The following is a 14204-nucleotide window of genomic DNA, read 5'->3' on the forward strand; positions in this document are numbered from 1 at the left end:
AATGACGGTAATCCATGCCGATATTCACGCGGAGCGACGCGCGACCATAACAACTGTCAGGAATTGGTTAACCATAAGAGCGCGCGAACCCACGGTCTGTCGGGATCATGCCCCTAGTTCAGGCGCGGGGGCCGGTCATCCGCGGCGGCGGGATCGGCCGTCGCGGGAAAATCGGACGGCGGAACAAAAGCGGGAGCCGGATCGGACACCGCAGCGGCGCGGGCGCGCCGTTCGTGTTCGCGATAGGACGACCACCCGACCGGCAAGCTGAAAAGATAAAGCAGCGAGCCGCCGGTCAGCAGATGCCACGGATAACTGATCAAAACGGCGATGAACAACACGACAAGCACGACCACCGGCAGCACCATATCCGGCGCAATCTTGCCGCCGATCATCTTGCCCGAGAACACCGGAAGCCGTGACACCATCAGGAAGGCAATTGCCAATGTGAAAACAGCCGTGATCGGCGCCGGCAGTTGGGGCGCGCCGATGAACACCAGATACATCGGCAACAGCACGCAGATCGCACCCAGCGGCGCAGGCACGCCGGTGAAGTAGTTCGCGGCGAAAGCGGGCTTGTTCGGATCGTCCATGGTGGCGTTGAAACGCGCCAGCCGCAGTCCGCCGCTGATCGCGAAAATCATCGCCGAGATCCAGCCGACGTTATTCAGGTCGTGCAACTGCCAGAAATACAAAATGAGCGCGGGCGCAACGCCGAAGTTCACGAAGTCCGCGAGACTGTCGAGTTCCGCGCCGAAACGGGACTGGCCCTTGATCATGCGCGCAACGCGGCCATCGACGCCGTCGAGCACCGCGGCGAATACGATCAGGCCGAGCGCGAGCTCGGTACGACCTTCGATAGCCATGCGGATTGCAGTCAGGCCGGCACAGATCGCGAGCAACGTAATGACGTTGGGCACAAGCATCCGGATCGGAATCTCGCGAAACCGGCGGCGGCGCAGATCAGGTCTGGGATCAGGAGGCATTGTCATAGGGCCTTATATAGCAGGCCCTATCCTGCTTCACCATTGTGGCGAAAAGCCCGTTAGGGCGACCAAGGATTTGGTTAATCGACGCGGTAGCTGCGTCCGCCGTCGCCGAGCTGGAAATCGGCCAGTACGGTCTCGCCGGCAATGGCGGTCTGCCCTTCCGAGACCAGCGCTTTGGCGCCCTCCGGCAGAAAAACATCGAGCCGGGAGCCGAAGCGGATCAGCCCGAAGCGCTCGCCTGCCCCCAGAACCTGTCCCTCTTTCACGAACGACACGATGCGCCGGGCCACCAGACCGGCAATCTGGATCACCCCGATCCGGCCTGCCGGTGTCGAGATCACCAGCGAGTTGCGCTCGTTGTCCTCGCTCGCCTTGTCGAGATCGGCATTGAGAAACTTGCCGGGGCGGTAGGCGATGCGGTCGATACGACCGGCCACCGGGCTGCGGTTCACGTGGCAGTTGAACACGCTCATGAAGATCGAGATGCGGGGCAGCGGCTTGTCGCCGAGACCGAGTTCAGCCGGCGGCACCGCCTGCACCACCATCGAGACGCGGCCATCCGCCGGCGACACCACGATGCCCTCGCGCACCGGCGTCACGCGCACCGGGTCGCGGAAGAACAGCGCGCACCACACGGTCAATCCGCATCCGATCCAGCCGAGCGGCGTCCAGATCCAGAACAGGATCAGACTGGCGAAGGCGAAGGCTCCGATGAAGGGATAGCCTTCGGGGTGGATCGGCGGAATTTGCGCGCGAATGGAATTGACGACGGACATGAGTTCACAGACCTGTGGTTAAACTTGAGCCAAAGCTATTCGGCAGCTTCCGGCGCTGCCAGCGGATCGACGACCGGCGGCGGCACACGGTTGGGCGCGATGTTCTCGTCGGCCATCATGGCCAGCTTTTCCCGCGCTTCCTGAGCCTCACGTTGCCTGTTCCACATGCTGGCGTAAAGGCCGTTTGCCGCCAGAAGCTGTGAATGGGTGCCGCGTTCGGCGATGCGACCCTGATCCAGCACGATGATTTCGTCCGCGCCCACAATGGTGGACAGCCGATGCGCAATCACCAGCGACGTTCGGCCGCGCGCCACCTTCTCCAGTTCGTCCTGGATTTCCTGTTCGGTGTGGCTATCCAGCGCCGACGTTGCCTCGTCCAACACCAGGATCGGCGGGCCTTTCAGGATCGTGCGTGCAATCGCAACGCGCTGCTTCTCGCCACCGGACAGTTTCAATCCGCGCTCGCCCACCTCGGTCTCGTAACCATGCGGCGACATCCGGATGAAGCCGTCGATCTGCGCCATCGTAGCGGCTGCCTCTACTTCCGCGTCGGTCGCGTCCCAGCGGCCGTAGCGGATGTTGTAGCGGATGGTGTCGTTGAACAGCACCGTGTCCTGCGGAACCATGCCGATGGACGCGCGCAGCGACGACTGCGTGATGTCGCGAATGTTCTGGCCATCGATCGTGATCTTGCCGCCGCTGACATCATAAAGGCGGAACAGCAGCCGCGAGATGGTCGACTTCCCCGCGCCCGATGGCCCGACGATGGCGACAGTCTTGCCGGCGGGCACCTCGAAACTCAGTCCTTTCAGGATCGGGCGTTCCGGGTCGTAAGAGAAGCGCACATCCTCGAAGCGCACAGTGCCGGTAGACACCTGCAGCGGCTTTGCGCCCGGGATATCCTTCACTTCGGGATTTCTCGACAGCACGCCGAACATCTTTTCGATATCGATGATCGCCTGTTTGATTTCGCGATAGACCATGCCCATGAAGTTCAGCGGCTGGTAAAGCTGGATCATCATGGCGTTGACCATGACAAAATCCCCGACCGTGTTCGTGCCATTGCGCACGCCCACGGCGCACATCAGCATCGTCGCGGTGAGACCGAAGGTAAAGATAATCGCCTGTCCGGTATTGAGCACGGCAAGCGACGTATAGGTGTGGACGCTGGCGCGCTCGAACCGCTCGATGGACTTGTCATAGCGCTGTGCTTCGCGTTGCTCTGCACTGAAGTATTTCACGGTTTCATAATTGAGCAGCGAGTCGATCGCCTTGGTGTTCGCCTCGGTATCGGAGTCGTTCATCCGGCGGCGAATATCGATCCGCCATTCCGTCGCGTAGTAGGTAAAGACCATGTAGACGACCACGGTCACGAACGTCACCAGCACGTAGCGCCAGTCGAACTGCCACAGCAGCACACCCATCATCAGAGCCAGTTCGACGATGGTCGGTGCCAGTTGCAGGATCACCATGCGCACCATGGTCTCGATGCCGGTGCGTCCGCGCTCCAGCACGCGAGTCAGGCCGCCGGTCTTGCGCTCCAGATGGAAGCGCAGCGAGAGTTCGTGCATGTGAACGAAGGTGAGAAAGGCCAGCTTGCGCACCGCGTGCATCGCCACGCTGGCGAAAAGACCATCGCGCCATTGCGTCAGCACCATCATGACGATGCGGATGGCGCCGTAGCTCAGGGTCATGATCAGAGGCGACGCGATCAGCCACAGCATCCAGTTCGACGACTGCACCGGCGCGGTGTCGGCGCCGGTCAGGGCATCGACGGCCCACTTGAAGGTAAATGGCACGAACAACGTCGCGGCCTTGGCGACGAGCAACAACACCATCGACCACACGACGCGCATTTTGAGATCGAAGCGATCGCCCGGCCAGATATACGGCCACAAATGCGCGAGCGTTCCGAACAGCGTCGCTTTCTCGGCATTCAGATCGGCGGCTGCCGGCGGCTTGGCGTCAGCCAGAACTTCGGCGGGTTCAGCGGGATAGAGGTCGGCCATTAAGCGTCAGTCGCCTTGAGGCCTGAGGCGGCAAAATGCTGCGCCGGGCGCCTGTTCAGTGGTGTCGTCATTCCCCTCATATAGAGCTTTCGAAGCGTTTTCGCACCCTTCCGCAGCGATTCTTTTCCCAAAAAGCGCGATCTGCAAAACAATCGACCGTGCACCGCAAACCGCGCGTCTTGACGATGTCGCAATGCAGTGCCACATCGCCTTGTATGAATACCATTAAGAACGTTTGCGTCTATTGCGGTTCCGGCCCCGGCACCAATCCCGAGTTTGTCAAAGCAGCCACAGCCTTCGGCAAGACCCTTGCCGAAAACGGCGTCGGTCTCGTTTATGGCGGCGGCTCCATCGGCCTGATGGGTGCGGTGGCGACCGGCGCGCTCGACCATGGCGGCAAGGTCACCGGCATTATCCCGACCTTCCTGACCAAGCGCGAGAACGCGCTTCAGCGCGCGCAGGAGCTCATTGTCACCAAGGACATGCACGAGCGCAAGCGATTGATGTTCGAGCACTCGGATGCCTTCGTGGCGTTTCCCGGCGGCGTAGGCACCCTGGAAGAACTGGTCGAGCAGATGACATGGTCGCAACTCGGCCGCCACAGCAAGCCGATCCTGCTCGCCAACATCGACGGGTTCTGGAATCCCCTGCTCGTTCTGATCGAGCACATGAAGCAGACGGAATTCATTCGCGCCAATCTGTGGGTCGATGTTCTGACCGCCGATCGGGTCGAGGATATTCTCCCGACCATGCAGAAAGCGGCGGCGAAGGTCCCCGAAGCTGAGAAGCTGATGGACGACAAGGTCGCCAGCCGGCTGTAGGCTGCGCGTCGTGGATTACGCCGCCGGCTGCTCATCCTTCAGGAATGTCACGACCTCGATACGGTTGCCGTCCGGATCGATGACGAAAGCCGCGTAGTAGCTCGGGTGATACTCCGGGCGCGGGCCCGGCCCGCCGTCGGAGCGGCCGCTCACCTCAAGCGCGGCGACATGAAACGCATCGATCTGCGCCGCGCTTCTGGCGCGCAGGCAGATATGCGTCCCACTTTCCGGCGGCACCGGCGCCATGCCCGCACGAAGATTGATCCAGAACTCCGGATAGTCCTTGCCGAACCCGATAGTCCCGGGACGCACGATCAGCTTTTTCAGCCCCAGCGGCGCGAATGCCGCCTCGTAAAATCCCGCTGCTCGCGCAAGGTCGGCCACGCCGACTGACACATGATCGATCATCGGACCTCCAGTTTATGCGCGGCCGCCGCTCACACAGGCGCGTTGGATTTCACCAGCTTGTAGATCACCGAATCCATCAACGCCTGAAACGACGCGTCGATGATGTTGGGCGACACGCCGACCGTGGTCCAGCGTTGGCCAGCCTCGTCTTCGCTCTCGATCAGCACGCGCGTCACCGCGCCGGTGCCGCCATTGAGGATACGGACGCGATAATCGACCAGCTTCAGGCCTTCGATGTACTTCTGATACTTGCCGAGGTCCTTGCGCAGCGCGACATCGAGCGCATTCACCGGGCCGTTGCCTTCCGCCGCCGAGATCAGCATCTCGCCTGCGACATCGACCTTGACCACCGCCATCGCCACAGTCACGCGCTGGGCCATCGCGTTATCGCGCTGCTCGACATTGACGTCGAACTGCACGACGCGGAAATAATCCGGCACCTTGCCGAGCGTGCGGCGCGCCAGCAGATCGAACGACGCATTTGCCGACTCGTAGGCGTAACCCGCCGCCTCCTTCTCCTTCATCTCCTCGACAAGACGCGTGAGCTTTGGATCGTTCTTGTCGAACGGTATCCCTGCCCGTTCCAGTTCGGCGATGACGTTGGAGCGCCCGGCCTGATCGGAGACCAGGACCTTGCGGTGATTGCCGACGGATTCAGGCGCGACATGCTCATACGTCTGCGGATCTTTCAGCACCGCCGATGCGTGAATACCGGTCTTGGTCACGAAGGCGCTTTCGCCGACATACGGCGCATGACGATCCGGCGCGCGATTAAGAATGTCATCCAGAGCGCGCGAAGCATGGACCAGTGTCGCAAGCTTTTCCTGCGAAACGCCGATCTCGAACTTGTCGGCAAATTCCTTCTTCAGCTTCAGCGTGGGGATCAGCGAACAGAGATTGGCGTTGCCGCAACGCTCGCCGAGACCATTGAGCGTGCCCTGAATCTGCCGCGCGCCCGCGCGCACCGCGGCCAGTGAGTTAGCGACGGCCTGTTCGGTATCGTTGTGGGTGTGGATGCCGACATGGTCGCCGGGAATATGCCTGACCACCTCGCCGACGATGGCCTCGATCTCGTTCGGCATGGTGCCGCCGTTGGTGTCGCATAGCACCACCCAGCGCGCGCCTGCGTCATACGCCGCCTTTGCACAGGACAATGCGAACTGCGGATTTTCCTTGTAGCCGTCGAAGAAATGCTCGCAGTCGAGCATGACCTCCCGGCCCGCCGCTTTCGCGGCGCCGACGCTGTCACGGATCGAAGCGAGGTTTTCCTCGTTGGTGGTCTCGAGTGCCACGCGAACCTGATATTCGGACGACTTCGCGACGAAGCAGATCGCGTCAGCCTTGGCTTCGATCAACGCGGACAATCCCGGATCGTTCGAGGCCGAGCGGCCGGGACGGCGCGTCATGCCGAACGCGGTGAATTTCGCATGATCGAATTTCGGCTTGGTCGCGAAAAATTCCGTGTCCGACGGATTGGCACCCGGATAACCGCCCTCGACATAGTCGATGCCGAGATCGTCCAGCATGTCGGCGATGATCTGCTTGTCATGCAGCGTAAAATCGACGCCGTTGGTCTGCGCGCCGTCGCGCAACGTGGTGTCGAACAGATAGAGACGTTCGCGGCTCATGATGGCCTTCCCGGCATCTCGCCTCGCAGCGCATCGCCGCCGAGGGATTTTGTCATCGTTGTATTGGCCAGCCACTCGTCGCCAACCGTCACGGTGTTTCGTTGCTGGCCGGTATAGCCGCGGCGCACGAAAAACGGCTCGGCGGTGTCGCTCGCCTCTACCGTCAACGCGGTCGCCCCGCGCGCGGCCGCGAGCTTTTCCAGCGCATCGCAAAGCGCCGATGCGACACCCTGCCTCGCAAAACCCGGATGCACATAAAGCAGGTCGAGGTGATCCGTTCCCTTCAGCGAAGCGAAGCCGACGGGCGAGCTTTCAATGGTCGCCACCAGCGTGAGCTGGCCCGCAAGACGCTTGCCGAATTTCTCCTCGTCCTCGGCGGAGCTGGCCCAGGCCTCGCGCTGCGCTTCGGTATAATCCTCCTCGGTCAACTCATCGATGCTGGCGACGAAAATCGCCGCGAGCACCGGCGTATCCGCTGGAAGGAGCGGCCGCAGGCCGACTTTGGGGATAGCTTGGCCCATAGGTTTACCAGACATCGATCAGTTTCAGCGCCAGCGCGAGGGCCGCCACGATCAGCAGCCACTTGATCGCGATGTAATAACGCCAGTGTTTCGGAAACGGAGTGTCGGGCTTGGTCATCGCGCGATCTCCCAGGTGGTCACCGGTTTGCCATCGGCATCCTTGCCGTCCTTGATGACAACATTCATCGCGGCAAGTTCGTCGCGGATGCGATCGGATTCCTTGAAGTCCTTGCGGGTGCGGGCAGCGGTGCGGTCCAGAATCAGCTTATCGACCTGCGCCGCGTCCACGCCACTGGCGGTCTGCTTGCGCGCATTCCATTCAGCCGCGCTGGTTGACAGAAAGCCGAGCAACCGCAGCGATGCTGCGAATTCGCCGCGGCGCTCTTCGTCGCCGGACGCCGCAGCATTGCGAAGACCGTGCAACGACGTGATCACTTGCGACGTATTCAGATCGTCGGACAACGCGTCGGTCACGACACGCGACGGACGGCCACCCTTGTCGTCCGCAGCGACCCAGTACCAGTCGTCCAGCGTCTTGGCGCTTTCTTCCAGCCCCTTGAGCGTCCAGTCGATCGGAGACCGATAATGTGTCTTCAGCATGTTGAGACGCAGCACCTCCCCCGGCCAGTCCTTGAGCAGATCGTTGATTGTGACAAAGTTGCCGGTCGACTTCGACATCTTCTCGCCTTCGACCTGAAGAAAGCCGTTGTGCATCCAGACATTCGCCATGCGGTCTTCATGAAACGCGCAGCATGATTGCGCGAGTTCGTTCTCATGATGCGGAAACACGAGGTCGATGCCGCCGCCGTGAATGTCGAACTTCTCGCCGAGATGCTTCCACGCCATCGCCGAGCATTCGATATGCCAGCCAGGACGGCCTTCGGCCGTGATGCCGCCCGGCGACGGCCATGACGGCTCGCCCGGCTTCGACGGCTTCCACAGCACGAAGTCCATCGCGTCGTGCTTGTAGGGCGCGACATCGACACGCGCGCCGGCCAGCATCTCGTCCAGCGAACGCCGCGCGAGTTTTCCGTAGTTCGGATCGGACGCCACCTTGAACAGAACGTGGTCTTGTTCGGCATAGGCGTTGCCGTTGGCGATCAGCTTCTCGATGATCGTGCGCATTTCCGCGATATGCTCGGTCGCACGCGGCTCGACGGTAGGCCGCAGGCAGCCCAGCGCATCGACGTCGTCGTGAAATTGCTTCTCGGTCAGCTCCGTGACACGGCGGATTGCGTCATTCAGCGCAAGGCCGGGAAAATCCCGCGCTGCGCGATCGTTGATCTTGTCATCAACGTCGGTGATGTTGCGGACGTATTTGACGTGGTCCGCGCCATAGACGTGACGCAGCAGCCGGAACAGCACGTCGAATACGATCACGGGACGCGCGTTGCCGATGTGCGCGAAGTCATAGACCGTCGGCCCGCACACATACATGCGCACGTCATTCGGATCTAGCGGCCGGAACGGCTGCTTCTCCTTGGTCAGCGTGTCGTAGAGCTTCAGCTCCATGGAATCCAAAATCCCTTGCCTTGCGGCCGGGTCGTCCCATGATCTCGATTGAGAAAAGACGGCTCCAGCCAGCGAATCGCTAGCTAATAATCTCGCGGCAGATGCCGAAAATGGAGAGAGAACCGTTCATGGGCCGCACAATGGTCCAGCCCGGGGGACCGCGTCAAGGTCATCCGGCGACGATTTCGGCGCGTGATTAAGCCTTTGGCCGCCCGGCCTCGCCGTCCTTAATCATTCTTAACCCTTCGGACTTATTGATGTATGCGGCTGCCTTTTTCCAGAACCGGTTCATGCCATGCGATTCGCATTCACGTTGTCCGCCATCGCCTTCCTAGCCATGTCCGCCGAGACTCGTGCCGACAGCCGGGTGTTCATTGTTGCAAACCAGCCGGACGGCTACGGCATCGACGAGTGCCTCGCCAAGGGTGAAAAATGCGGAGCGCCCGCCGCGCGCGCGTATTGCCAGTCACGCGAGTTTGCACAGGCCACCGGTTACCGTCGCGTCGATCCCGATGAAGTGACCGGCGCTACCCCGGCCTCCACCGCAAGTTCGCGCGGCAACAGCGAATATATCGCGATTACCTGCCAGCGCTGACACGGCCCTTCCGGTTCCGGATCGCTAGCCGAGGCTTCTTTTCGTCACGATTGTCTGCCTTATCTCTGCCCGTAAATCGACGTGACCTCGCCGCCGGAAGCTAGTATGGGAGCGTCCGTCGGCCGCGTCGCGGTCAGCTAAACGGATCGTGACAGCTTGCCGAGTTTTTCTCATCTGCGATGGATCATTGCCGGCGCTGCGCTCATCAGCACAGCGCTGCTGAGCCATGGCGCGTCCGCGCAGCAGCCATATCCGCCACCGCCCGGCGGTCAGCCCGGCGTGGGCGGCAACCCGATCTGCCAGCGGCTGGTCGGCCAGTTGTCGGCCATCGACGGCGGCGGCGGTGACAGCGCCAAGGCCGAGCAGGTCCGCCGATACGAAGAAGCGCAGGGCCGGCAGCAATCGGAGCTTGAGCGCGTGCAGGAGCAGGCCAAGCGACAGGGCTGCGACAGCTCGGGCTTCTTCTCGCTGTTCAGCGGCCAGTCGCCGCAGTGCGGACCGCTCAACACGCGCATTCAGCAGATGCGGGCAAACCTCGACCAGATCACCACCAATCTCGAGCGGCTACGCGGCGGCGGGTTCGGCGGTTCGGAGCGCGAGAACCAGCGCCGCTCGGTGCTGATGGCGCTCGCCCAGAATAATTGCGGCCCGCAATACGCCGGCATGCTCCGCAACAGCGGTGGCGGCGGATTCCTTGAAAACCTGTTTGGTGGCAACAGCCCGCCTCCGCCGAGTGGCGATTACGGAGCACCGTCATCGACATTCCGCACAGTCTGCGTGCGCAGTTGCGATGGCTATTATTTCCCGATTTCCTTCGCCACGGTCCAAAGCCGCTTTGCGGACGACGAGCGCACCTGCAAGGCGCTCTGCCCGGCTGCCGACGCGACGCTCTACAGCTTCCGCAACCCCGGCGAAGACATCAATCAGGCAGTCTCGATCAACGGCCAGCCGTATCCGCAGTCACCCAATGCGTTCCGCTACCGCCAGAGCTTCGACAAGGCCTGCAGTTGCAAGGCGGCGGGCCAGACATGGTCTGACGCGCTGAAGAACATCGACGAGAAGGCATCTGCCGCGCAGCAAGGCGATATCATCGTCACGGACGAAAGCTCGAAGAAAATGTCGCAGCCGGCGCGAGTGCCTGCGGCGGCTCAGAAGAAGGGGGGCACCGTTGCAACCCCTGCCAACGCCCAGCCGTTGCCGACCGGCGCGGCCCCTGCGCCTGCGGCCGAGGCGCCTGCGTCCGGCGACAAGCCGATCCGCTCGGTGGGGCCGACGTTCATCCCGGCGCGGTAAACTTCAGCCCTCGAACGCTTCCGCAGATCCGCGGCTGGATCGTGTCACCAGCGCATGATCGGGCTCGGCCGGCGGCTTTCCGGTGTCGCGGAATTTATTGACGATCGGATAGCGGCGGTCGCGGCCGAAATTCTTGCGCGTCACCTTCACGCCCGGGGCAGCCTGACGGCGCTTGTATTCGGCAATATTCAGCAAGCGGTCGATCCGCGCGACGGTGTCGCGGTCGAACCCCTCGGCCACGATCGACGCCAGCGGCTCCTCGCGCTCCACCAGCCGTTCCAGAATCGCGTCGAGCACGTCGTAAGGCGGCAGCGAGTCCTGATCGGTCTGGTTCTCGCGCAACTCCGCCGTCGGCGGGCGCGTGATGATGTTCGGCGGGATGACTTCGCCGGACGGGCCAAGCGCGCCCTCGGGCTTCCACGAGTTGCGCAAGGTCGAAAGACGGAACACCTCGGTCTTGTAGATGTCCTTGATCGGGTTGTAGCCGCCGTTCATGTCGCCGTAGAGCGTGGCATAGCCCACCGACATTTCCGACTTGTTGCCAGTGGTGACCAGCATCGAGCCGAACTTGTTGGAAATCGCCATCAGCAGCACGCCGCGCGTGCGCGCCTGAAGATTTTCCTCGGTGACGTCGCGTTCCCGCCCGGCGAACGGTGGCTTCAGGATTTCCTCGAAGCCGTTTACCGCCGCGGCGATGGGCAACACTTCGTACTTGATGCCGAGCGCCTTCGCGAGTTTCGCCGCATCGTCGAGCGATTCCTGTGCCGTGAACCGGAACGGCAGCATCACGCCGCGCACCTTGTCTGCGCCAAGCGCGTCCACGGCAATGGCCGCGCACAGCGCTGAATCGATGCCACCCGAGACGCCGAGCAGCACACCCGGAAAACCTGTCTTGCCGACGTAGTCCCGCAAGCCGAGAACGCAGGCGGCGTAGTCGCCCTTGTCGCCGTCGAGCACCGGCACAACCGGTCCCTTGCAACTCCAGCCATCCTCGCCTTTGGTCCAGCGCACCGTCGTGATGTTTTCGACGAAGCCGGGCAACTGGAACGCCAGCGAGCGATCCGCATTCAGCGCGAAGGACGAGCCGTCGAACACCAGTTCATCCTGTCCGCCGATCTGGTTCAGATAAATCAGCGGCAATCCGCTTTCGGCGACACGCGCGACCGACACCGACAACCGCATGTCGTTCTTCTCGCGTGTGTAAGGCGAGCCGTTCGGCACGATCAGAATTTCCGCGCCGGTCTCCGCAAGGCATTCGACGACGTTTTCGTAGTCGGCGGATTCCTCCATCCACGTATCTTCACAAATCGGAATGCCGACCCGCACGCCACGGATGGTCACAGGGCCGGACACAGGTCCGCGCGCGAACACCCGCTTCTCGTCGAACACGCCGTAGTTCGGAAGATTGACCTTGAAACGCAGCGCGGCGATGCGGCCTTCGTCGAGCAGAGCGCAGGCATTGTAGAGCTTGCCGTCATCGACCCACGGCGTACCGATCAGCATTGCCGGTCCGCCGTCGGCGGTCTCGCGCGCCAGCATCTCGATTTCAGCACGGCACGCGGCCTGGAACGCCGGTTTCAGCACGAGGTCTTCGGGGGGATAACCCGCGACGAACAGCTCGGGCAGCACCACAAGATCGGCGCCGTCCGCGTTCGCGCGTGTTCGCGCGGCCCGCGCCTTGGCGGCGTTTCCCGTGACATCGCCGACCACGGGGTTAAGCTGCGCCAGCGTAATCGTGAATTGCGTGGATTTGGTCATGATCGCTTTTAGCCCGGCGAGCGAGGCATCCGCAATTGCTCACGAAGAGCACAAATCAGATGAGACCCATGCGCTCGACGATGGCGAACAGCCACAGCGCCCCCGCCATGACAAGCGTAAGACCGACCGCGGCCGATCCCATGTCCTTGACGCGGCCGATCTGCGGATCGTGCTCCATCGTGAGACGATCCGACAGTTTCTCGATGGCCGTGTTGAGCAGTTCAACGACCAGCAGCAGCAGCACGACCATTACGAGTTCGAGGCGCCGCACCGGCGTGACCCCGATCAGCCAGGCAAGCGGCAAGGACAGCAGCAGTGCGACTGTCTCTTCCCGGAACGCCTGTTCCGACCGGAATGCGAATTTTATTCCGTTGCCGGTGTTGATCGTGGCCCGCCACATCCGCAGCAGAATGGAGCTCACATTAAAACCCAGCGACGGCCGGCATCGGCTTCACCTTGCCCACGCGTTCCTGCTTGAGCAGTTCGGCGATCAGGAAAGCCATGTCGATGGACTGCTCGGCATTCAGGCGCGGATCGCAGACCGTGTGGTAACGGTCGTTGAGATCCTCATCGGTGATGGCGCGCGCGCCGCCGATACACTCGGTGACATCCTGCCCGGTCATCTCGAGGTGAACGCCACCCGCATGGGTGCCCTCCGCCGCATGGATCGTGAAGAACGACTTCACTTCACCCAGCACCCGATCGAACGGCCGGGTCTTGTAGCCGCTCGTCGAGGTGATGGTGTTGCCGTGCATCGGATCGCACGACCAGACCACCGACCGTCCTTCACGCTTCACGGCGCGGATCAGTTGCGGCAGATGCGCGTCGATCTTGTCCGAGCCGAAGCGGTTGATCAGCGTCAGGCGCCCCGGTTCGTTATCGGGATTGAGCACGTCGATCAGCTTGATCAGTTCGTCCGGCTTTAGTGACGGGCCGCACTTCAGACCGATCGGATTCTTGATGCCGCGGAAATATTCGACATGGCCGTGATCGAGCTGGCGGGTGCGGTCACCGATCCAGATCATGTGGCCCGAGGTCGCGTACCAGTCGCCCGTTGTGGAATCGACGCGCGTGAACGCCTGCTCGTATCCGAGCAACAACGCTTCATGGCTGGTGTAGAAATCCGTCGCACGCAGTTCCGGATGGCTTTCCAGATCAAGGCCGCACGCCTGCATGAAGTTGAGCGCGTCCGAGATACGGTCGGCCAACTCCTTGTAGCGGCGCGACTGCGGCGAATCCTTCAGGAAGCCGAGCATCCACTGATGCACGCTGCCCAGATTGGCGAAACCGCCGGTCGCGAAGGCGCGCAGCAGGTTCAGCGTCGCCGCCGACTGGCGGTACGCCATCAGTTGGCGCTGCGGATCGGGAATGCGCGCTTCAGGCGTGAACGCCATGTCGTTGACGATATCGCCGCGATAGCTCGGCAGCTCGACATCGCCCTGTTTCTCGACCGGCGACGAACGCGGCTTGGCGAACTGCCCGGCGATGCGGCCGACCTTTACCACCGGAAGACCGGCCGCATAGGTCAGCACGACCGACATCTGCAACAGCACGCGGAAGAAATCGCGGATGTTGTTGGCGCCATGTTCGGCGAAGCTCTCGGCGCAATCGCCGCCCTGCAAAAGAAAAGCCTCGCCGTTTGCGACTCGGGCGAGCGACTTCTTCAGGTTGCGCGCCTCACCTGCAAAAACCAGCGGCGGAAACGTCGCAAGCTGCGCCTCGACATCGGCCAAGGCTTTCGCATTGGGATAGTCTGGCACTTGCAGGACTGGCTTCTTGCGCCAGCTGTCGGGCGTCCACCGCTCGGACATGACGGAAACTCCTCAGGAAACAACAATATCTAATAGCGCCGGGTTATACACAGATGGCCCGGGTCTTGCCAGTTGCAAATCGG

The 14204-nt window shown here is 62.1% G+C and carries 13 protein-coding genes; 3 read left to right on the top strand and 10 right to left on the bottom strand.

The features are described 5' to 3' along the window. Nucleotides 1-113: 113 nt before the first annotated feature. The 3 genes from pssA to AC1RKJ_RS19980 all read right to left on the bottom strand — a co-directional run bounded on the left by pssA (nt 114) and on the right by AC1RKJ_RS19980 (nt 3774). Nucleotides 114-992, bottom strand: a complete 879-nt coding sequence (gene pssA / locus AC1RKJ_RS19970; RefSeq protein ID WP_492792857.1) for a CDP-diacylglycerol--serine O-phosphatidyltransferase — start codon at nt 990-992, stop codon at nt 114-116. 74 nt (nt 993-1066) lie between these two features. Further along, entirely contained in the window at nt 1067-1765 is a 699-nt protein-coding gene (locus tag AC1RKJ_RS19975) for a phosphatidylserine decarboxylase (RefSeq protein ID WP_492792858.1), read from the bottom strand. 35 nt (nt 1766-1800) lie between these two features. Beyond that, the gene (locus tag AC1RKJ_RS19980; RefSeq protein WP_492792859.1) at nt 1801-3774 is read right to left on the bottom strand and encodes an ABCB family ABC transporter ATP-binding protein/permease; all 1974 of its coding nucleotides are present in this window, start codon (nt 3772-3774) and stop codon (nt 1801-1803) included. A gap of 215 nt (nt 3775-3989) precedes the next feature. Between AC1RKJ_RS19980 and AC1RKJ_RS19985 the strand changes: the two genes are divergently transcribed. Beyond that, nucleotides 3990-4595 (top strand): LOG family protein, encoded by a 606-nt coding sequence (locus AC1RKJ_RS19985; RefSeq protein WP_492792860.1) that lies wholly within the window; start codon nt 3990-3992, stop codon nt 4593-4595. A gap of 15 nt (nt 4596-4610) precedes the next feature. Here AC1RKJ_RS19985 and AC1RKJ_RS19990 read toward each other — a convergent pair whose 3' ends face one another. From AC1RKJ_RS19990 to cysS, 4 genes are all read right to left on the bottom strand, one after another. Continuing rightward, a complete protein-coding gene (locus AC1RKJ_RS19990) occupies nt 4611-5003 on the bottom strand; it encodes a VOC family protein (protein ID WP_492792861.1) in 393 nt (130 codons plus the stop codon). Nucleotides 5004-5032: 29 nt separating this feature from the next. After that, the gene (cimA, locus tag AC1RKJ_RS19995) at nt 5033-6631 is read right to left on the bottom strand and encodes a citramalate synthase (RefSeq protein ID WP_492792862.1); all 1599 of its coding nucleotides are present in this window, start codon (nt 6629-6631) and stop codon (nt 5033-5035) included. Next, nucleotides 6628-7152 (bottom strand): GNAT family N-acetyltransferase, encoded by a 525-nt coding sequence (locus AC1RKJ_RS20000; RefSeq protein ID WP_492793241.1) that lies wholly within the window; start codon nt 7150-7152, stop codon nt 6628-6630. The genes cimA and AC1RKJ_RS20000 overlap by 4 nt, the downstream gene beginning before the upstream one ends. A gap of 114 nt (nt 7153-7266) precedes the next feature. After that, on the bottom strand, nt 7267-8664 hold the full coding sequence (cysS, locus tag AC1RKJ_RS20005; protein ID WP_492792863.1) for a cysteine--tRNA ligase: 1398 nt from the start codon (nt 8662-8664) through the stop codon (nt 7267-7269). 295 nt (nt 8665-8959) lie between these two features. Here cysS and AC1RKJ_RS20010 point away from each other — a divergent pair, with 295 nt between their 5' ends. Continuing rightward, nucleotides 8960-9259 carry a hypothetical protein gene (locus AC1RKJ_RS20010; RefSeq protein WP_492792864.1) on the top strand — a complete coding sequence of 100 codons (300 nt, stop codon included), beginning with the start codon at nt 8960-8962 and terminating at the stop codon, nt 9257-9259. Nucleotides 9260-9415: 156 nt separating this feature from the next. After that, nucleotides 9416-10552 (top strand): DUF2865 domain-containing protein, encoded by a 1137-nt coding sequence (locus AC1RKJ_RS20015; RefSeq protein WP_492792865.1) that lies wholly within the window; start codon nt 9416-9418, stop codon nt 10550-10552. A gap of 3 nt (nt 10553-10555) precedes the next feature. On the opposite strand, the gene AC1RKJ_RS20020 is transcribed toward AC1RKJ_RS20015, so the two are convergent. The 3 genes from AC1RKJ_RS20020 to AC1RKJ_RS20030 are packed head-to-tail and all read right to left on the bottom strand — an operon-like array spanning nt 10556 to nt 14121. Next, the gene (locus tag AC1RKJ_RS20020) at nt 10556-12310 is read right to left on the bottom strand and encodes an NAD+ synthase (protein ID WP_492792866.1); all 1755 of its coding nucleotides are present in this window, start codon (nt 12308-12310) and stop codon (nt 10556-10558) included. A gap of 55 nt (nt 12311-12365) precedes the next feature. Continuing rightward, nucleotides 12366-12719 carry a diacylglycerol kinase gene (locus tag AC1RKJ_RS20025; protein WP_492793242.1) on the bottom strand — a complete coding sequence of 118 codons (354 nt, stop codon included), beginning with the start codon at nt 12717-12719 and terminating at the stop codon, nt 12366-12368. Nucleotides 12720-12732: 13 nt separating this feature from the next. Then, nucleotides 12733-14121: a class II 3-deoxy-7-phosphoheptulonate synthase gene (locus AC1RKJ_RS20030; RefSeq protein ID WP_492792867.1), complete on the bottom strand. Its 1389-nt coding sequence runs from the start codon at nt 14119-14121 to the stop codon at nt 12733-12735. Nucleotides 14122-14204 lie beyond the last annotated feature (83 nt).

Source organism: Afipia sp. GW822-FHT04G07, assembly GCF_058800765.1.